Source organism: Bacillus sp. CH_70 (assembly GCF_038007045.1).
Classification (GTDB): Bacteria; Bacillota; Bacilli; order Bacillales; family Bacillaceae_G; genus Bacillus_A; species Bacillus_A cereus.
This window is the reverse complement of sequence record NZ_JBBOWL010000001.1, coordinates 4,970,905-4,989,925: the sequence shown is the minus strand read 5'-3', so window position 1 is coordinate 4,989,925 and position 19,021 is coordinate 4,970,905. Positions and strand designations below refer to the sequence as shown.

Below are 19,021 nucleotides of genomic sequence, written 5' to 3'. Positions count from 1 at the left end.
AAAGTACAGTAAAAAGAAGTCCGATAAAAAACGAGTGGTGTAGAATATTTCTATTAATCATTCGTTTTTTATTATATTTACATATATTTTTTAAAAGAGGATTATAGACGTTCTGAAAAAAATTAATTATAACAAGAACAGTGTTCGTGCTACTATCTACGGTTATTTTTTGTACTAAGTACCCCTTTAACTAACAAGACAACAAAAAAAAATTAACGTATTAAGGAAAATGTTACTTTAAATGTAAGAGCTTTTTCTTTGAGTTTTAGCTCTGAATAATAAAGGTAGTTAAATCACTAAATGGAGGAGCAGGTCAATTTTGTTCCTTGTATAGTAAATTGTTACCTATCTCTATTGCAGGTTGTATGGCAGGTAGCAGTTGTAGCGAAATGCAGCAGAGACAAAGGCTCTTTGTCAAACGGGACTGATGAATGTATTTGGCAAGTAAAAAATGGTTCTTTCCGGAGTTAGTTGAAAAGTCTCATTCTCTCCAAAAGTAGAATCTTTGTCCGCGATGTGGAGAATTTGTATCGACCATACATGATTCTTTTAATAAGCTTTAACTTGTTTATGCTCCCTTCGGCAAGACCATTATTATTCTCATAAGTTACCGCATTTCTGACAGCTTCAATATCCCCGGCTAATCCATTCGTAAAGCTCTTAAACTCTTGTATATTAGTATTCTTCATTTTCTCAATACAATGGTCGAAATTCTCAACACTCTTTGTGGTGAAGATGTTTTTAAACTCCCATGTTAAGTCATAAACTATTTTTACAATAGGGTGTTCTTCGTAATTATTGTTGGTATTATGACGTATGTTCAAGCATATTATTTAACGTGGATGATTTCATAAAGAGAAAAAGAAATAACCTTTGCATTTTTCAGATTATCGTGTATGATGGGAAAGTATTGAAAATTAAATCAGTGATAAACTAGGGGTGCCTAACGTATGCGTAGGCTGAGAGAGAAGCGCGTGATCTTCTTAACCCTTTGGACCTGATCTGGCTCGTACCAGCGTAGGGAAGTTAACGGCTTTACATAATGATGTCTTTTATGAGCCAGGTCCTTATTTTTTTATGGACCTGGCTCTTTTTATTTTGGCATGCGCTGGCCATATCTCGTCCTTGTCACGAACAGGGGAGGCAACAAAGGTTATGAAACAGTCTGTTTCAGCTGAGCAAATTGAATTGAAATCGAGTTTACCAGGGAGTAAGAAAGTATATGTGGATGGACCACGCGCAGGCATGAAAGTGCCGATGCGTGAGATTGAACAAAGCGAAACGAACGGCATCCCAAATCCTCCAGTCCGTGTGTATGATACGAGCGGTCCTTATACGGATCCGGCGTATAAAGTGGAGCTGGAAAAGGGAATTCCAACGCCGCGTCATTCTTGGATCATGGAGCGCGGGGATGTAGAGGCATATGAAGGGCGCGAGGTGAAACCAGAGGATGATGGTGTGAAAGTGGCTTCGAAACATACACCTGTTTTCCCGCAAATGGATCGCCAGCCGCTTAGAGCGAAGCAAGGTGCAAATGTTACGCAAATGCATTATGCGCGTAATGGCATTATTACGTCTGAGATGGAATACGTTGCAATTCGTGAAGGAGTAGAGCCGGAGTTTGTTCGTAAGGAAATCGCAGAAGGCCGCGCTATTTTACCAGCGAATATTAATCATCCAGAAGCTGAACCGATGATTATCGGGCGTAACTTCCATGTGAAGGTAAACGCGAATATCGGAAACTCTGCTGTATCTTCTTCTATTGCAGAAGAAGTAGAAAAGATGACGTGGGCTACTCGCTGGGGTGCAGATACGATTATGGATTTATCTACAGGTAAAAACATTCATACGACGCGTGAGTGGATTATTCGTAATGCGCCTGTACCAGTTGGAACTGTGCCGATTTATCAAGCGCTTGAAAAGGTAAATGGAATTGCAGAAGATTTAACGTGGGAAGTGTACCGTGATACGTTAATTGAGCAAGCGGAGCAAGGCGTGGATTACTTTACGATTCATGCTGGTGTATTACTTCGTTACATTCCAATTACTGCAAAGCGTACGACAGGTATCGTTTCGCGTGGTGGTTCGATTATGGCGCAGTGGTGTTTATTCCATCATAAAGAAAACTTCCTATATACTCATTTTGAAGAGATTTGTGAAATTATGAAGCAGTACGATGTTTCGTTCTCTCTTGGAGATGGATTACGTCCAGGATCGATTGCAGATGCAAATGACGAAGCACAATTCTCTGAGCTTGAAACACTTGGTGAATTAACGAAAATTGCTTGGAAACATGATGTGCAAGTTATGATCGAAGGACCTGGACACGTACCGATGCACTTAATTAAAGAGAATATGGAGAAAGAGCTTGATATTTGTCAGGGCGCGCCGTTTTATACACTTGGGCCACTAACGACAGATATTGCACCAGGTTATGACCATATTACATCGGCAATTGGAGCTGCGATGATCGGTTGGTTTGGAACGGCGATGCTTTGTTATGTAACGCCGAAAGAACATTTAGGTTTACCGAATAAAGATGATGTACGCACGGGTGTTATTACGTACAAAATTGCAGCGCATGCGGCTGATCTTGCAAAAGGACATAAAACGGCTCATCAGCGTGATGATGCACTTTCAAAAGCACGTTTCGAATTTCGTTGGCGCGATCAATTTAATTTATCTTTAGATCCTGAACGTGCGATGGAATATCACGATGAAACGTTGCCTGCAGAAGGGGCAAAGACAGCTCACTTCTGTTCAATGTGTGGACCGAAGTTTTGTAGTATGAGAATTTCACATGATATCCGTGAATATGCAAAAGAAAATGATTTAGAAACGACAGAAGCAATTGAAAAAGGAATGAAAGAGAAAGCAGAAGAATTTAAAGAAGCTGGTAGTCATTTATATCAATAACACATTACACCTCTTTACTTGATTGATCACACTGTAGTACCTAACTTTATTATAGAAGAAGCCCCATTTGCTAAGACGGTAGCAAATGGGGCTTCTGTTGTTTATCCCGCTATTTGTGGGCAGTAAGACCCCCACCTCAAAATTCAGCGGAAGCAAAGAAGTTAGGTCGGGGTCGGGCTGCCCGTAAAAGCCCGATTGGTTAAGGCTAATAATCAGTGGGGGATGAACAAAACCCCCACTGATTAAAGTTTCACTTTATAAGGCGAAGAAGAGATGTACCCAGTAGAATAAGAGGAATAGTGTGACGACTGTTGTGAGCGGGATAACGATAAGGGATACACTTAAATAGTCTTTCCATTTTACTTTAATTTTGTTTTGTTTCAGAATATACATCCAAATGAGTGAAGCTAGTGTACCGATTGGTAGTAATAGTGAACCGATGTCACTACCAATGATGTTTGCAAGATAGATTGTTTTTAATGTGACTGGATCTAGTCCCATTTCTGTTAATGTAATTGTACCAATCATAAGGGCAGGATGGTTATTGAAGACGTTAGAGAGGATGGATACAAGTCCGCCCATTGCAAAGCTAGCATAGAGTAGATGCTGATTCACAATTGGCTCGAGCCATTGTACAAGTGCAGCTGTTAATCCTGCGTTGTGGAGTCCGTAAATAATGACGTACATAGAGAAGGCGAAAATTAAAATGTGCCACGGTGTCTTTTTCAAAATGTCGACAGGATTTGTTCGTAAGTAGTACCATCTCCAAATGAGAAGAACGAGTGAACCAAGTACTGCAACGATTTCAATTGGGATGGATAAGAAGGATGCAACGAATAGAAGACAGCGCATAAGGAAGACGAAACCTAATACTTTTAACATGAATCTTGTCCGTTTTTGTTTCGTATCAACAGAATTATTTCCTTTTAGTGGATGGAAGTTTTTCGTGAAGAAAATTTCTTCAATATCATATGAAGAAACAGGTAATTTTTTCGGAAGTTTTTTCTTCAAAACTGTATACATGAGCCATGACATAAATAATAAGCCTAATGTTGCAGGTACAAACATCATAGCAGTATGCATATAAAGAGTCATATTAACGATATTTAATGCGATTAAATTTACGATATTACTTACACCAATTGGTGCACTAGATGCCGTAGCGATTAAAGCACCACTTAATAAATAAGGAATTTGCTGATGAGGTTTTAATTGAAGATTTTTTAGAAGAAGAATTAAAATTGGAGTTGTAATTAAAATACTACCGTCGTTATTGAATAAAAGAGTCATGAGAAAACATAATAATTGAATATACCAGTATAAGCGGCGTCCAGAACCCTTTGCTAAATTTGCTAGTTTCGCTGCGGACCAATGGAAAAAGCCGAAGCTTTCTAATATAACTGCCATGACGATGGTCGCTAATATTGTTATGGAAGCACCGCCAATTTTACTTATAATATCCATGACGTCTGGTTTTGATACAAGTCCAGTAATTATGATGATACCAGCTCCGATTGCTGCTGGCCACGCCTCATTTAAACCTCGAGGCCGCCAAAAGATAACAATCATCGTTAAGAAGAATACAATAATAGTAATCCATATTTCAATGCTCATATTTTGCCTACCTTTCTATTTTCCCTTGAATAGATGTAGCTTGTCTCAAGGTTATATTGGTAGTATATTCAGCAAAAAATAAGAAGAACTAGACGTATAACGAGATGAAGCGAATATGTGTTTTTCATGCTAAAGGACAAGTGTCACTAGTAGTGAAATAACTATTGTGATAGGAGTCTATAAATTGATTGGGCAGTAAGGTAGTAAATGAGATTTATATCAGCGTAACTGAAAATGTATCAGCGATTATTGAAATATATCGGCGTAACTGAAAATATATCAGCGATCATTGAAATATATCGGCGCAACTCAAAATATATCAGCGATTTTTAAAATATATCGACTTATCGACAAAACATGACAAAAGGAGCCCATCCCAAAATGCCTTTTGGAACAGACCCCAAGACTATATTATTTTTCCTTCAAAAAAGTACGATCCTTCAAGAATAAATTCCAGAAGAAAATAAATCCTGGTAATAAAATTGCAATCCCAATTGCGTATAGAATGAGCAGTGCATAGAACGTTTCTGTCGTTGTAAAGCTTGTAAATACAGTTACGTCAGGATAAATAATATAAGGTAAATGCGCGACGCCGTAAGCGTAGCTTGCAAATGCATATTGAGCGACGACAGCTAAAACGGCAATGCGAGGATATCCTAGTGTATTGTACTTTTTGTTTGTCCACCAAAGGGACGAGTATCCGATAACGAATAAAACAATAGAAACTGTAAACCACGGGAATTGCTTTATTAATCCTTGCATAAGCCAATGTGTTTCAGGATCCATTACAACGAGGGCGATGATCGCCGTAACGAGCGTTGCAGGACCAAGGATGATGGCATTTCTTCTATAAATTCTATACGTATCTTCTGAACTTTGTTCTCTCGCAAAATCAGCAAGAAAGAGAGAGGAGAGAAATAGTTCAGACGTTATTCCGAAGAGCATATAGCAATAGATAACCGGGCTAGAAAGAAGTTTTCCATACAAGAGTACTTCTTTTCCTTCAGACATTGTAATATAGGCTCCCTCTGTAACGGGTAAAACGGTAATTAATAGTGCTGGAATTAAGAGACCAGTAATACCTGAAATAACCCGAAGAAGGTACTGATATTTCGGCAAGGAGTAAGCAAACACCATAAATGTACTACGTACTGCAACGAGCACTAAAATTAACATAACTGGTACGAACATTACTGTCGCAAGGGTAAAGGCCGCTTTCGGAAAGAAGCCGAGAAATGCGACAACGACGAAGACGAGAAACGTATTTGTTACTTCCCAAGTGGGTGATAAGTACCGATTCGCAAGCTTGGCAGCGAGCGTTGGATGTTTTGCGTATACCATGCCCCAAAAACCAGCTCCAAAATCGATGGACCCTAGTATACTGTATACGAAAATAAGGGCCCATAAGATGATGATTGCAATACTTTCCTCATGCATGAGAATCGCCTCCTTGGTGTTGTAAATCATTCTTTAATGGATGTCTTCTAAAGAATGTCCGTAGAACAAAGACTGTTAAAATAGCGAGTCCAATATATAAAATGATGAACAAAATAAATAAAGGACCGACGAAATCAGCGCGTGTAGCTGCATCGACGGTACGTTGCATACCATAAATTGTCCATGGTTGACGACCGCTACAACTGAAAATCCATCCGAATTCAATACCGAGCATCATAATTGGTCCGCATGCGGCAGCCCCCCAAAGTAGCCACTTCGGTAGTTCTGTTCCCTTTTTTCGGTACACGAAATACCAATATAAGAGTGCAATTGCTGCAACTGCAAAGGTAAACGCAGCAGTGCCGACCATTAAGTTGAATAGTGTATGTGTATAAAATGGTGGCCATGTTTCTTGTGGGAATTCCTTTAAACCTTTTACGACAGTGCTAGGGTCTAGTCCCACTAATAAGCTAAGCATGTTTGGAATTTCAAGTGCGTAGTTTAGTTCAAGTGTATTAGGATCCACAACTCCGCCAATGGATAGCGGTGCGTGTGATGTCGTTTCAAATAAAGCTTCAGCAGATGCAAGTTTTTCAGGTGAGTGTTTATGTAAGGCAATCGCTGATTCATGTCCTGAAAGCCACATCGTAGCGCCTGTAATAAATGTAACGACAAGCCCTAATAGTAGCCCTTTTTTATGATAAGCAATTTCACGTGTACTTAAATTTTTCTTCAATAATTTAAATCCAGCGATAGAAGCAATGACAGCCGCACCAGTTGCATAAGCCGTAATAACAACATGGAATGCACTTGTGCCAAAACTCGGATTAAAGAAAGCTTTCCACGGATCAACGTTAAAAACAGATCCATCTGGATTCATTGAAAAGCCTGCTGGTGTATTCATCCATGTATTTGCTGATGTAATGAGTACGGCGGATGCCGTGGCACCAAGCATGACGAAAAATAGCGAGATTAATCTCATAAATGGAGGAAGTTTATCAGCTGCATATACGTAAATCGACATGAATAAAGCCTCCAAAAAGAAGGCGAAAATCTCAATTTGGAAGGGAACAGAAATAACTTGCCCAACAATTTTGGCGAAACCAGGCCAAAGAAGTGAGATTTGCACACCAACAATTGTTCCAGTTGGAATTGCTACACCGAGAAGAATAGCAAACGCCTTTGTCCATCTTTTCGCCATAATGGCATAGTCGGAGTCTTTCTTCCAGTGATAAAGTATTTCGCTTATAAAAATCATCAATGAAAGTCCGACGCCAAGTGTTGCAAAGATAATGTGGAATGCTAATGAAGAACCAAAAAATGCTCTTGCTAATGTTACCGTATCCATATGTAAACTCCTCTTCTTTTTTGCCATTATTTTCTGATTGAATTGGAAGATTTATTCAAAAAAACTACCAAAAATATATATGTATTTAAAAAGTGAATATGATAATATAATGTTGTAATATTTTGAATAGAAAGAAATAAATGGTTGGTCATGTTTTGTTTGTTTTTTGCTCAGGAATCTTTTATAATCTTTTATGCGAACATAAGTTCTATTTTTCGGAATCAAGAAGTTTATGTGAAATGGAGAGGGTGTTTTATGTATCCTGAAGTCATTAAAAAGATGGCATTTTCAAAAGAGCATAGAGATTTATTATTGAAGCTATATAATAAAGAAATTACGCGTCGTGAATATGATCGACTTGTACAATCGCTATATAAACCTTCTAAAGAGGTTTGTGAGGGATAGAAATGCGGGAGACAATCTAATAGATTGTCTTTTTTAAATTTATGTATGTTCTGATAAAATTAAGGTTAGCCTTACTAGGGAGGTGAAAAGATTGCGGAAACGTTTATATATAGGGATTGGAGTTATCTTCTTAATCGCTTTAGGTGGAATTGTATTTTGGTCAGCTTTACAAGGAAACCGTACAGAAAATTTTATTTTAAGACATATGGTGAATGACAATGGAACACTTGCCACGTATCGTTTAGTAGATACTAAGGCAGGTACGGGTGAAGCTAAGGGACGTGAAGCATTATCAGAATCGGCGGGATTATGGTTACAGTATACACTTGATAAAGATGATCAGGCGTTATTTGATGAGCAAGTAAAGGTTATTCAAGATAATTTCATATATAAGAATCATATCGTTTTATGGAAACTCTCTGAAAAGGGAGAGAGGCAGTCAGCTACAAATGCACTTATAGATGATCTTCGTATTATAGAACAATTATATCGTGCTTATGAAATGTATAAGGAAGAGCGTTATAAAAACCTTGCTGATCAATTAAGTGATGCTGTACTTCGTTATAATAAAAAAGATAATTATTATGTTGATTATTATGATGCAGATGCCGGGAAACAAAATAATTTTGTAACAACATCATACATAAATCCGCGTGCATTCTCCTATATGAAGAAGTACGGCAAAGTTTCTGCTCAGCAATATCAGGAAGTCGTTCAATTTTTAGCGGATTATCCAAGGCATGGCTGGGCATTCCCAAAAGAGTATAAAGAAGATGGTACATTTACGTACGATAAAGAAGTGAATCTTATTGACCAATCATACGTTGCATATCATCGAAGTTTAGGAGATCTTTCATCAGATGCTTATTTGGAATTTATAAAGAAGAAGTTCCAAGAGGATGGAAAGCTATACGGTCGTTACAATTTAGAAACGGGAAAACAAACTGTGAATTATGAATCGCCGGCCGCGTACGGATTAACGATTTTGTACGTACTACAAACAGGTGATACAAAGTTTGCGAAGGAATTGTATGATCATATGTCCACATTCCGAAATGATAACGTATTTAGTAGATATTACGGTGGATATGTAACAGGTGAAAATAATAATACGCATATTTTTGATAACGTACTACCACTTTTAGCTGAAATAGAATTAAAAAAGAGTGAACAATAAAAGGTGCCACCATATGAGGGTGGCACCTTTTATTTGTTCATATAATTTTACGTCCTAATATTAGAGAAGTAGTCAATCACGAATTCACGGAATTGCTGAGCTGTTTTTGATAAGTAACGTTTTTTTGACCAACTTAATCCGATGGTTCGCTGACAAGTGGGTTCAATAATACGCAACTTGCTTGATGCTAAAGTAGAGTTTTTTAATAAAGTTAAACTTGGAACAAAAGCGATGCCGAGACCTTGCTTAATGAGGTCGCTAATCACGGTCGGTTCATCGACTTCAAAAGCAATATGCGGAGTGAAACCAGCTTCTTTACAAAATTCATCCGTTAAGTGCCGAAATCCGTAGCCAGTGTTCATACTAATAAACGGTTCGTCTTTTACTTCTTGCAAATATACACTTTCACGTTCTGATAAACGGTGCCCTGAAGGGACGACTAAGAAAATTTCTTCTGTAATAAGTGGTTCCCAAATAATCTCTTCGCCTTCAATTGGCACAGAAGAAATGCAAAAGTCAATTTCTATATTATCTAGTTGTCGTTTCATAGAAGGAGTAGATGCGAGAAATTGTTGGAACCGAACGTTAGGATGTTCTAGTAAAAAAGAACCAATTAGTTCGGGTAATATTCTTGGAATAGAAACAGCCAACGTAATAGAGCTTTGTTGTAAGTCAGCTAAATCTTTAATTTCTCGTTCGCCTTCACTTAATTCATGAAAAATGCGCTCTACTCGTTTTAAAAATACTTTCCCGAAAGAGTTTAATGTAATTTGTCGACCTTGGCGGTCAAATAACGGAACGCCTAAGTCCTTTTCTAATCTAGCAATTGTTTTGCTGAGAGAAGGCTGTGCGATATGCAATTCTTCAGCCGCTTTTGTCATATGCTCTAATCGTGCAACTGTTTGAAAGTATTTTAGTTGAAGAAATTCCATTTCGAATCTCCTTTCTATAGACCAAAAGGAATGAATTGATAATTAAAGATGTATTATACAGTATGGAAAGTGACGTGTATAGTAAATCTGTTAAACCATTCGAAGGGTGTTAAATTAGAAAAAGGAGTATGTTTCATGAAGGGAATTCAACTAATATTTAAAGATTGGAAAGCGATGTGGCACCATAAACATGGACGTATCGCTTTAATTTTTTTATTAATCGTTCCGTTAATTTATTCAGGATTCTTTTTAGCTGGGTATTGGGATCCGTACGGAAGATTAGATAAATTACCCGTTGCAGTTGTGAACTTAGATAAGGGTGCTGTGATGGATGAAAAAACAATTCATGCAGGAGACGATTTTGTTAAAAATTTAAAAGAGAATAAGGAACTAGCTTTTCATTTCGTATCAGAAAAAAATGCGGATGAAGGGTTAAAAGAAGATAAATATTATATGGTTGTTACGATTCCAGAGAATTTCTCTAAAAAGGTAAGTACACTTATGGATGAGAAACCAGAGCCGGCAAAGTTGCAGTACAAAGTAAATCCAGGTAAAAACTTTGTAGCAGCTCAAATTGGAACGACAGCTGTTGAAAATATGAAAACAAAAATCTCAAACAGTATTACGAAATCTTATACAGAAGGTGTCTTTTCAAAGTTTCAAGATTTGGCACAAGGATTGAGTGATGCAAGTAATGGTGCTGAGAAGTTACATGAAGGAACGACCGATGCAAAAAATGGAGCGAATCAGCTTGCGGATGGTATTGATCGTTTAAGTAATGGGACATCGAAATTGAAAGAAGGAAGTGAAAAGCTTGCATCCAGTCAATCTGCTTTAACCGGGGGAGCAAATGAGCTGAGTCAAGGAGCGACATCACTTCATAGTGGTATGGAATTACTAGCACAAGGTGAAAAAACGTTACAATCAGGAATTAGTGAATTAAGTGCTGGTACAAATGAATGGGTGAATGGAAATGAAAAACTTGCTGAAGGGCAAGCGAAAGCGGACAATGCGGCAAATAGTGTAAAACAACAATTAGAAGAGTACGTGAAAAATCATCCAGAAGTGCAGCAAGATCCCGCTTTTCAAAAAATTGTTGCTACGTCTAATGGACTAGCTAAAGCAACAAGTACTTTAAATAATAGCCAACAACAATTGACACAAGGTGCGAAGAAGCTTACTGACGGTCAACATAAGATTGAAGAAGGCATAAATACATTCGGAGTTAAGTTAAATGAAGCTACTGCTGGAACGCAAAAGATAGCAGATGGTGCATCGAATTTGGCTGATGGATTTACGAAGTGGGGAAATGGATTTACATCATTGCAAGAAGGTGTAAACCAGCTTGCGAGTGGTGGAACGGAGCTGAATAACGGTGCTAGTAAATTAACAAATGGACTTGTTAAACTGGATGATGGTGCGAAAGAACTTTCTGCGAAATTGGGAGAGGGTGCAGAGAAGATAGCGAATGTTCGTAATGATGATGCACGTAATACGATGTTCTCAGAGCCAGTTCAGTTAGTGAAGTCAACAGTTTCTGACGTTCCTAACTACGGTTCAGGCATTGCACCATATTTCTTATCGCTTGCATTTTATGTTGGCGGAATTATGGCATCGAATATTTTACCGCTTGGTCGTAGACAAAATATGAAGGTAAGCGGAACGGTACATTTTATTAATAAACTAGGATTGGTATATTTAATTGGACTTATTCAAGCGCTACTCGTAGATGTAGTTGTGCTAGGTGTTATGAAATTAGAAGTTGCCAGTGTACCACTCTTTGTTTTATCAAGTATTGTGATTTCCTTTACGTTCATGACATTTATTCTTATGTTAGTAACAGTATTTGGTCTTGTTGGAAAGTTCTTAGCAGTAACGCTTCTTGTCTTGCAATTAGCGACGAGCGGAGGTACTTTCCCAGGAGAATTAAATATAGCTGTTCTTAGTAAAATTGGACAGTTTCTCCCAATGTCTCATTCTCTTAGAGGATTACAAGATGTTATCTCTTTAGGAGATTGGTCGCAATTAAAAATACAAATTTTAATATTGTTATGTTATCTCGTTGTTGCCGGTGGAATTGCTTGGATCACGAGCCATATACAGCATAGAGAAACGAATGTAGAACAAGTTTCTTAACAGGAAATAAGCTATCCGATTTTTTCGGATAGCTTATTTTTTATTTACGTTCCATTACTGCAAAGTAATTATTTTCATTATCAGCAAAGTTGAATGCTCTACCAGTAGGTAAATCTACAACCTGTCCAACTGTGACATTTTTCTCAGAAAGGTCTTTATATAGACGGTCTAAGTCATTTGAGAAGAACATAAGTGAAGGTGTATTAAGGTTTAGTTCAGGTTGCATCTTCGCGATTAACGCTTTATCGTGAAGGACGATGCTTGTTCCTGCTTCTTTCGCCGGTGCAATTTCAATCCAGCGGAATCCGTTTCCGTTATTTTCTTCCGCAATGATTTGGAACCCTACTTTTTCTGTCCAAAATTGCACTGTTTCGTCTTGGTTATTTACATATAGCATAATTTGTCCAACTTGATTAATCATAGGTGTCTCTCGCTTTCTTTTTATATGCGTATCATTATATCAAATATATGGCTTGAATAGTTTTTTATGTTTTTTTCGGAATACAACCTTCGTCCATTTCATCTTTGTTGTAGGAGAAGGACCTGTAATCCAAGTATGAAATGGTATTGTGCTACAAATGACCATTGTTGAAATAGAGATAATAGCCGTTAACACAAATAGTAATAGGCTATATAATATAGTATTTTCTTGTAGTGTGAATAAAGAAAGAAACTTTGTGCATAGTTGCAAGAAGAATAAGTGAGCTAAATAAGCACCATACGTGTAATTTCCAATGAAACGTAACGTTTTATATAAGAAACCACGACGCTGTACTATCATAATAGATAACACATACAGTATGATAATTTCGCATACGATATATAAAAACATAGATGGTTTTAAATAGGTAGAAACAGTTAAATGAATAGAGTTTGCTCCGTAAAAACTAAACAACTCATAATTGATGAATAAAAATAAGATGAAAAATAATATTGTTATAAGCGGGATATGTTTCATGACGAATAGACGCCAAGTTTTTAGTGCTACAGCGGCAATGCCACCCATAACGAAATAGAATGAGTAGAATAGAAATGATCGATCTGTATAATGTAAAATTGTTGAACTTGTTAATTTTTCTCCATTAAAAATATAGTGAGAAGAGAACCACATTAATAGAAAATATAGGCAAGCGAAAAAGGTCATATATTTATATATGTCTTTTTTATTTTCTGTTCGTTTTTGAAACCAATAAAAAAGTGTGCATAGTAAAGGGAACAATAAGTGAATTTGGAACATCATAATAACGTACCAAAGATGGGGCGCGGCTGTTCCGAGTAATAAAATTTTTATTCCGCCTTGTAATGTAATAAGATCATTTGTTGTTAATAAGTAAAGAATAGACCAAAAGAAATAAGGAATGAGTAAGTGTGTCGCTTTTTCAGAAATATATTCTTTATATACTAATTGCTTCGTATAGTGACGAATTAAGTGAAATCCAACGATAAATATGAATGCTGGTGCTGAGAATTTTGCAAGATTAAATAGCATGCCCATAATGAGGGATTGCTCAAGTAAGACATTTCCTTGATTCATTGTATATAATAAGGAACTTTGCAAAACGACAGCGAGAAATGCAATGCTTTGCAAAACTTTAAATTCAGGTGCGCTTTGTGTCATTATTTCCATCTCCTTTTCCATACATGATTATAGTACGGAGAATGGATAATGGATGTGGAATATTTGTGAAGATTTTAACAAATTTGTGGCGAGAGGAAATATCAACTTATCAACAAATAACGACAAAAAGAGGATGCTCGTTTAGAGCATCCTCTTTCTAGCTATTAAGCAAATTTGTTTTTGATCCAATTCTTACCTTCTACAAGGCGAGCTGTCATTACCGCACAAGCGTTATCTGCTGTTACGTTTAACATCGTTGCAGGTGGATCAATGATTGTACTAATTGCTGCGATAATTGGCAGTGCTTCTGGCGGGAAACCGTATAGAGATACGATTAACATTTCACCAATCATACCACCGCCTGGAATAGCACCCATTACTGTTCCTACTAATAAAGAAACAACAAGTGCGATTGCTAATGTTTTCGGTCCTTCGAATTCCATGTTGAAAATACCGAATAAGAAAGCAATTTTTAATACGCCACCTAAAACAGAGCCGTCTTTATGAAGTGTAGAACCAAGAAGGACAACTGTTTCACGAACGTCTGAAGAAATACCCATTTTCTTCGTTGCTTCTAAGTTCGCTGGAATACTTGCGGCACTACTACAAGTTGCAAGTGATGTAACTGTAGGAGAGACCATGTTCTTCCAAAATACTTGTACACCTTGCTTGCGACCTGCAAGGTATGCATAGAATGTGAAGAATACAAAGAAATAAATTAGAGAAGCTGGATAGTATACCATTGCCGCTCGGAAGTAAGTTCCAAGAAGTTGTGGTCCGAATTCACCAACTAATGCTGCGAAGTAAGCAGCAAGTCCGATTGGAGCGTAGTACATAATGAAAGATACAACCTTCATTGAAATCTCTGCACCAGCTTGTAGGAATGTAGCGAATGGTTTTCCTTTTTCGCCAACTGCTGAAGTTGCAATCCCCATTAAGATAGAGAAGAAAATAAGAGCTAACATATTTTCACGAGATAGTAACTTCGAGAAGTCAGATACTGTTAAAATACCGACGATTTGATCTGCAACACTAACAGCTTTGCCGGCTTTGTCAGGTTGTGTTAGTTCTAGTACAACACCTTGTGCTGGCGGGAATACTTTCACGACAATAATCATAAAAATAGCAGCCAAAATACTTGTAAATAAGAAAGTCCCAGCCATACTAGACATAATTTTACCGAAACGTTTTAATCCATCCATATTAGCAATAGACGATGCGATGCTAAAGAACACTAGAGGTACAACAATCGTAAACATTAAGTTTAAGAAAATGTCACCAAGCGGCTTTAAAGCAACTGCATCGGCACCCATGAAATAACCAATGAAACCACCAATTAGGATAGAAGATAATAAAATAAGCGGAAAGCGATATGCCTTCATAAATATATCCTCCTATCAATTAAAAAAATCATACTGAATCATTATAGCGAGTTAGAGTCCTCTTTACTAGGAGAATACGGATAAATGGAATAGCGTGAAAACCAAGAAATTTTTGTTTTTAAGCTCGGCATACAGCAGGAAATCTAGACATATATATTTGTAACCTAGTGGTGGCAAGGGATGCACCATAACTTAGGTTTAGAAAAAGGGGGAGGGAAGCGGAATGAATATTTTGCTTTGCTGTGCAGCGGGAATGTCTTCCAGTTTGATTGTTACAAAGATGGAGAAAGCAGCAGAGGCAAGAGGGATAGAAGTAAAAATCTGGGCAGTATCAGGTTCTGAAGTGAATAGTCATATTGATAAAGCTGATGTCCTTTTACTTGGACCGCAAGTACGTTATTTATTACCGAAAATGAAAGAATTATGTAAGGATAAAGGGATACCTGTTGATGTCATTCAATCCGTTCATTACGGACTTTGTAATGGAGAAGCTATCTTGCAAGCAGCTTTGTCAATGAAACCATGAGGAGAGTGGGATAGATGATACGGTTTTTAGAGAAGTACGTGATGCCGGTAGCAGGGAAGGTTGCAGAGCAGAGGCATTTGCAAGCAATTCGAGATGGAATTATTTTAACGATGCCTTTCTTAATTATTGGATCGTTTTTCCTCATTATTAGTGCACTGCCGATACCTGGATATAACGAGTTTATGGCAGGTTTGTTTGGTGAGAATTGGCAGAGAGCTTTAGGGTATCCAGTTAGTGCAACTTTTAATATAATGGCTTTAATAGCTGTTTTTGGAATCGCTTACAGGCTTGGAGAGTATTATAAAGTGGATGCTTTAGCATCCGGGGCATTGTCGCTTGTGACGTTTTTACTTGCGACTCCATTTCAAGTTGCATATATTATACCAAGTACAAAAGAGAGTGTACTTGTAGAAGGCGCTATCCCAGCAGCATTAATGGGAAGCCAAGGGTTATTTGTAGCAATGATTATCGCACTTATATCTACTGAACTTTATCGGTTTATTGTACAAAAAAAGATAATTATAAAGATGCCAGAGACAGTTCCACCAGCTGTCACGCGTTCATTTGCCGCACTTGTTCCAGGATTTATTGTTGTAACAGTTATTTGGATTTTACGCTTAATTATAGAAAATACTTCTTTTGGCAGTATCCATAATATCGTAGGACAAATTTTACAGGAACCACTTAGTGTACTTGGTGCTAGTCTTTGGGGCGCAATAATAGCAGTTATTCTTGTTCATGTTCTTTGGTCGTGTGGAATTCATGGTGCTACTATTGTTGGTGGTGTAATGAGCCCCGTTTGGTTGTCTTTAATGGATCAAAACCGAGTTGCTTTTCAAGCTGGGCAAGATGTACCAAATACAATTACGGCACAGTTTTTTGACTTATGGATTTATATGGGCGGTTCTGGTGCAACGCTTGCTCTAGTTGTCGGAATGTTACTATTTGCACGAAGTCAACAATTAAAAAGTTTAGGGAGATTGTCAATTGCACCTGGTATATTTAATATTAATGAGATGGTAACTTTTGGTATGCCGATTGTGATGAACCCACTTTTACTAATTCCATTTATATTAGTTCCAGTTGTGTTAACAATTGTTTCTTACTTTGCAATGGAATGGGGATGGGTCGCACGTCCGAGTGGGGCCGCTGTACCTTGGACGACACCTATTCTTTTTAGTGGATATTTAGGATCGGGCGGGAAAATTTCAGGTGTTATTTTGCAACTTGTTAACTTTGCGCTAGCATTCTTCATTTATTTACCGTTCTTAAAAATATGGGATAAACAAAAACTGGCGGAAGAAAAGGGGGAGTAAAGAACTAAAATGGATACGATAGAGACGAAAGCTTTTCATTTAATCTTGCATGGGGGAAACGCGAGAAGTTGTTCAATGGAAGCAATTGATTGTGCGAAGCGTGGGGAGTTTACAGAAGCTGAAGCTAAATTACAAGAAGCACTAGAGGAATTAAAAGAGGCGCACCGTGTACAAACGGAGCTTATCCAGAAAGAAGCTGGTGGCGAAAAGACCGAAGTTACTCTTTTAATGGTACACGCGCAAGATCATTTAATGAATGCAATTACGGTGAAAGAATTAGCAAGTGAGTTTGTAGAGTTATATAGGAAGATGTCGGTGGATGAATGAACCTTGCTTATGCAAGGTTTTTTTATCTCGAATTAACGGGCAGTAAAACTCTCACTAATTAAAATTTCATTTTATGTATGTGCCTGTACCATCAGTGGAATGTTCATCCCACTGATGGTATTTACAATCCTCCTTTTTTCGGATGAGTAAGAGTTATAATTAATCGGCAGTAACAATTTCTCCTATACCACGAATTAATCTTTTTATATGCATCCGTTCCGGTTTTAATATATTTACGATATAATCAATCGCTATTTGTGGTTCAACGGTTGTACCGCAAGTATAACAGTCAATAGCTGCAAAATTTTGTTCCGGGTAAGTGTGAATGGAAAGATGGCTTTCTGATAATAGCACTAATACAGTAACACCATATGGCTGGAACTCTTTTTTACTTACGTTTAAAACATGGGCACCAGAGCAATCTGCAGCGTTAACTAAATGGTATTCTAAAAAGTGAATATCATCTAATAGGGAAAAATCCACTCCCCATAAATCCACTATTATATGCTTGCCAAAGGTAGAGTATTCCATAGGGCAGCACTCCTTACTATTAATATCGTCAAAATTTCATTTCCTGTTTGTAGCATTGATGTAAGATAAGATTTGATTCTGAATTTAAAAGAGCGAGGTTACGTTGTTCTAGATGTTCTTCTTTAAATTGAAATAAAGGAAAAAGAAGAGCAGGCAATGTTCGAGGAGTTGGTACTACATATAATTGTTCAATTTGATCGAGTACATGTGCAGAATTAGTAGCAAGATGAAATCCCCAGTCAGTTCCGAAAGAAGGAACGATTGTATGATAGCTTTTTACAGTTAATCCAGCGTGTTCAATTGTATTACCGATACTCCAATATACTAGAGGTGCATCAGCAGGTGAATTAGATTGACAGACGAAAGCACCATCTTCTGTTAAGAATGTAGCTATACGAGCAAATAGTTCGCTTGTATATAAAGTACTTAACAACTCTGTCGCTGGGTCTGGAAAATCAATAATGATTACATCGTATAAAGATGAAGGTGAATTTAGAAATTCTTTTGCATCGCATACGTGCACGTTCACGCGATTATCAAAAAAAGCATTTTTGTTTAAAGATACTATTTCTGGAACATTACGTGCCATATTAATCATCGCCTCGTCTAAATCAACAAGGTCTACATGTAGCACAGTTTCATATTTCAAAACTTCTCGTAAGGCAAGACCATCGCCACCACCTAATATGAGAACACGTTTTGGATCGATTACTTTTGACATAATTGGATGTACAAGTGCTTCATGATAGATTTGCTCATCAACGGAACTAAATTGTAGTTGCTTGTCCAAGTATAAGCGAACATCGTTTACTTGGACTAAATTAATATTTTGATAATTACTTTTTTCTTCAAATAGGTTCGTATGTTCACCAGCTTGTATTTCTTTTAAAGAAATTTCATCCCACACATCTAAGCTGTGTGAATCTGTAGGTACTATAATTACATTTTCCGATTGTACTTGCTTATCTTGCTTATTCTGCTCATTCTGTTTGTCCTGTTTATCTTGTTTGTCTTGTGTATCATGCTTGTCCTGCTGTTCTAGTTCAAATTTGTCAGAGTCTAATTCAGAACGCTTGTCCTTTTTATAGCTTGTTATTCTATAAATCTTTATTTTGCTTTGTTTTCTATGTTTTGGCATAGGAATCCCCTTTCGAATTGTGTTATTTTATTCTATTTTATTTTATGTAATTTAGTAGAGTGTGCTTGGACAATAGAATAGATAGAAGACTGAGCTCAAGGAAATGTTGTTTTTTACTAGATTTCTACGATAAAAAATTTTTTTAGTGTTTTTTCATATTAAACATAACTAGACAACTAAACACTAATCTATTTTCATACAGTTATGTGTTAAAAGCG

17 protein-coding genes, 1 pseudogene and 1 riboswitch are annotated in these 19,021 nt (G+C 37.2%); of the genes and pseudogenes, 8 read left to right on the top strand and 10 right to left on the bottom strand.

Features of this window, described 5'->3' with window-relative positions; all coding sequences use genetic code 11:
• Positions 1 to 467 precede the first annotated feature (467 nt).
• The gene (locus N2V79_RS25605) at positions 468 to 737 is read right to left on the bottom strand and encodes a transposase (RefSeq protein WP_445661889.1); all 270 of its coding nucleotides are present in this window, start codon (positions 735 to 737) and stop codon (positions 468 to 470) included.
• 45 nt (positions 738 to 782) lie between these two features.
• Here N2V79_RS25605 and N2V79_RS29260 point away from each other — a divergent pair.
• Positions 783 to 854 (top strand): annotated as a pseudogene (locus N2V79_RS29260) (L-lactate permease); the annotation flags it as partial.
• Positions 855 to 925: 71 nt separating this feature from the next.
• Positions 926 to 1,041, top strand: a riboswitch (TPP riboswitch).
• A gap of 114 nt (positions 1,042 to 1,155) precedes the next feature.
• Entirely contained in the window at positions 1,156 to 2,916 is a 1,761-nt protein-coding gene (gene thiC / locus N2V79_RS25600; protein WP_000814450.1) for a phosphomethylpyrimidine synthase ThiC, read from the top strand.
• A gap of 255 nt (positions 2,917 to 3,171) precedes the next feature.
• Here thiC and N2V79_RS25595 read toward each other — a convergent pair whose 3' ends face one another.
• The 3 genes from N2V79_RS25595 to cydA all read right to left on the bottom strand — a co-directional run bounded on the left by N2V79_RS25595 (position 3,172) and on the right by cydA (position 7,315).
• Positions 3,172 to 4,530, bottom strand: a complete 1,359-nt coding sequence (locus tag N2V79_RS25595; protein WP_000021123.1) for an arsenic transporter — start codon at positions 4,528 to 4,530, stop codon at positions 3,172 to 3,174.
• Between the two features lie 411 nt (positions 4,531 to 4,941).
• Positions 4,942 to 5,967 carry a cytochrome d ubiquinol oxidase subunit II gene (locus N2V79_RS25590; RefSeq protein WP_000544183.1) on the bottom strand — a complete coding sequence of 342 codons (1,026 nt, stop codon included), beginning with the start codon at positions 5,965 to 5,967 and terminating at the stop codon, positions 4,942 to 4,944.
• Complete coding sequence (gene cydA / locus N2V79_RS25585) at positions 5,960 to 7,315, bottom strand: cytochrome ubiquinol oxidase subunit I (protein ID WP_000381975.1); 1,356 nt, start codon at positions 7,313 to 7,315, stop codon at positions 5,960 to 5,962. The genes N2V79_RS25590 and cydA overlap by 8 nt, the downstream gene beginning before the upstream one ends.
• Positions 7,316 to 7,570: 255 nt before the next feature.
• On the opposite strand from cydA, the gene N2V79_RS25580 reads away from it, so the two are divergent.
• Together N2V79_RS25580 and N2V79_RS25575 are read left to right on the top strand one after the other, a co-directional pair.
• Positions 7,571 to 7,720 (top strand): hypothetical protein, encoded by a 150-nt coding sequence (locus tag N2V79_RS25580; RefSeq protein WP_000283179.1) that lies wholly within the window; start codon positions 7,571 to 7,573, stop codon positions 7,718 to 7,720.
• Between the two features lie 91 nt (positions 7,721 to 7,811).
• Positions 7,812 to 8,897 (top strand): transcriptional regulator, encoded by a 1,086-nt coding sequence (locus N2V79_RS25575; RefSeq protein WP_340720300.1) that lies wholly within the window; start codon positions 7,812 to 7,814, stop codon positions 8,895 to 8,897.
• 47 nt (positions 8,898 to 8,944) lie between these two features.
• On the opposite strand, the gene N2V79_RS25570 is transcribed toward N2V79_RS25575, so the two are convergent.
• A complete protein-coding gene (locus tag N2V79_RS25570) occupies positions 8,945 to 9,829 on the bottom strand; it encodes a LysR family transcriptional regulator (RefSeq protein ID WP_340720299.1) in 885 nt (294 codons plus the stop codon).
• Between the two features lie 135 nt (positions 9,830 to 9,964).
• Here N2V79_RS25570 and N2V79_RS25565 point away from each other — a divergent pair, with 135 nt between their 5' ends.
• Positions 9,965 to 11,965 (top strand): YhgE/Pip domain-containing protein, encoded by a 2,001-nt coding sequence (locus N2V79_RS25565; protein ID WP_340720298.1) that lies wholly within the window; start codon positions 9,965 to 9,967, stop codon positions 11,963 to 11,965.
• A gap of 40 nt (positions 11,966 to 12,005) precedes the next feature.
• On the opposite strand, the gene N2V79_RS25560 is transcribed toward N2V79_RS25565, so the two are convergent.
• The 3 genes from N2V79_RS25560 to N2V79_RS25550 all read right to left on the bottom strand — a co-directional run bounded on the left by N2V79_RS25560 (position 12,006) and on the right by N2V79_RS25550 (position 14,965).
• Complete coding sequence (locus tag N2V79_RS25560) at positions 12,006 to 12,386, bottom strand: VOC family protein (protein ID WP_000610162.1); 381 nt, start codon at positions 12,384 to 12,386, stop codon at positions 12,006 to 12,008.
• A gap of 39 nt (positions 12,387 to 12,425) precedes the next feature.
• Complete coding sequence (locus tag N2V79_RS25555; RefSeq protein WP_340720297.1) at positions 12,426 to 13,583, bottom strand: acyltransferase; 1,158 nt, start codon at positions 13,581 to 13,583, stop codon at positions 12,426 to 12,428.
• A gap of 164 nt (positions 13,584 to 13,747) precedes the next feature.
• On the bottom strand, positions 13,748 to 14,965 hold the full coding sequence (locus N2V79_RS25550; RefSeq protein ID WP_000649376.1) for a dicarboxylate/amino acid:cation symporter: 1,218 nt from the start codon (positions 14,963 to 14,965) through the stop codon (positions 13,748 to 13,750).
• A 223-nt stretch (positions 14,966 to 15,188) separates the two neighbouring features.
• Between N2V79_RS25550 and N2V79_RS25545 the strand changes: the two genes are divergently transcribed.
• Genes N2V79_RS25545 through N2V79_RS25535 form a run of 3 tightly spaced genes read left to right on the top strand, consistent with a single transcriptional unit; the run spans position 15,189 to position 17,134 of the window.
• Entirely contained in the window at positions 15,189 to 15,491 is a 303-nt protein-coding gene (locus N2V79_RS25545; RefSeq protein WP_001023543.1) for a PTS sugar transporter subunit IIB, read from the top strand.
• A 14-nt stretch (positions 15,492 to 15,505) separates the two neighbouring features.
• On the top strand, positions 15,506 to 16,807 hold the full coding sequence (gene celB / locus N2V79_RS25540; protein WP_000617789.1) for a PTS cellobiose transporter subunit IIC: 1,302 nt from the start codon (positions 15,506 to 15,508) through the stop codon (positions 16,805 to 16,807).
• A 9-nt stretch (positions 16,808 to 16,816) separates the two neighbouring features.
• Complete coding sequence (locus N2V79_RS25535) at positions 16,817 to 17,134, top strand: PTS lactose/cellobiose transporter subunit IIA (protein WP_000379645.1); 318 nt, start codon at positions 16,817 to 16,819, stop codon at positions 17,132 to 17,134.
• A 159-nt stretch (positions 17,135 to 17,293) separates the two neighbouring features.
• Here N2V79_RS25535 and speD read toward each other — a convergent pair whose 3' ends face one another.
• Both speD and N2V79_RS25525 read right to left on the bottom strand, forming a co-directional pair.
• Positions 17,294 to 17,665, bottom strand: a complete 372-nt coding sequence (gene speD, locus N2V79_RS25530) for an adenosylmethionine decarboxylase (RefSeq protein WP_000456814.1) — start codon at positions 17,663 to 17,665, stop codon at positions 17,294 to 17,296.
• Positions 17,666 to 17,693: 28 nt separating this feature from the next.
• Positions 17,694 to 18,803, bottom strand: a complete 1,110-nt coding sequence (locus N2V79_RS25525) for a polyamine aminopropyltransferase (protein WP_340720296.1) — start codon at positions 18,801 to 18,803, stop codon at positions 17,694 to 17,696.
• Positions 18,804 to 19,021: the final 218 nt, after the last annotated feature.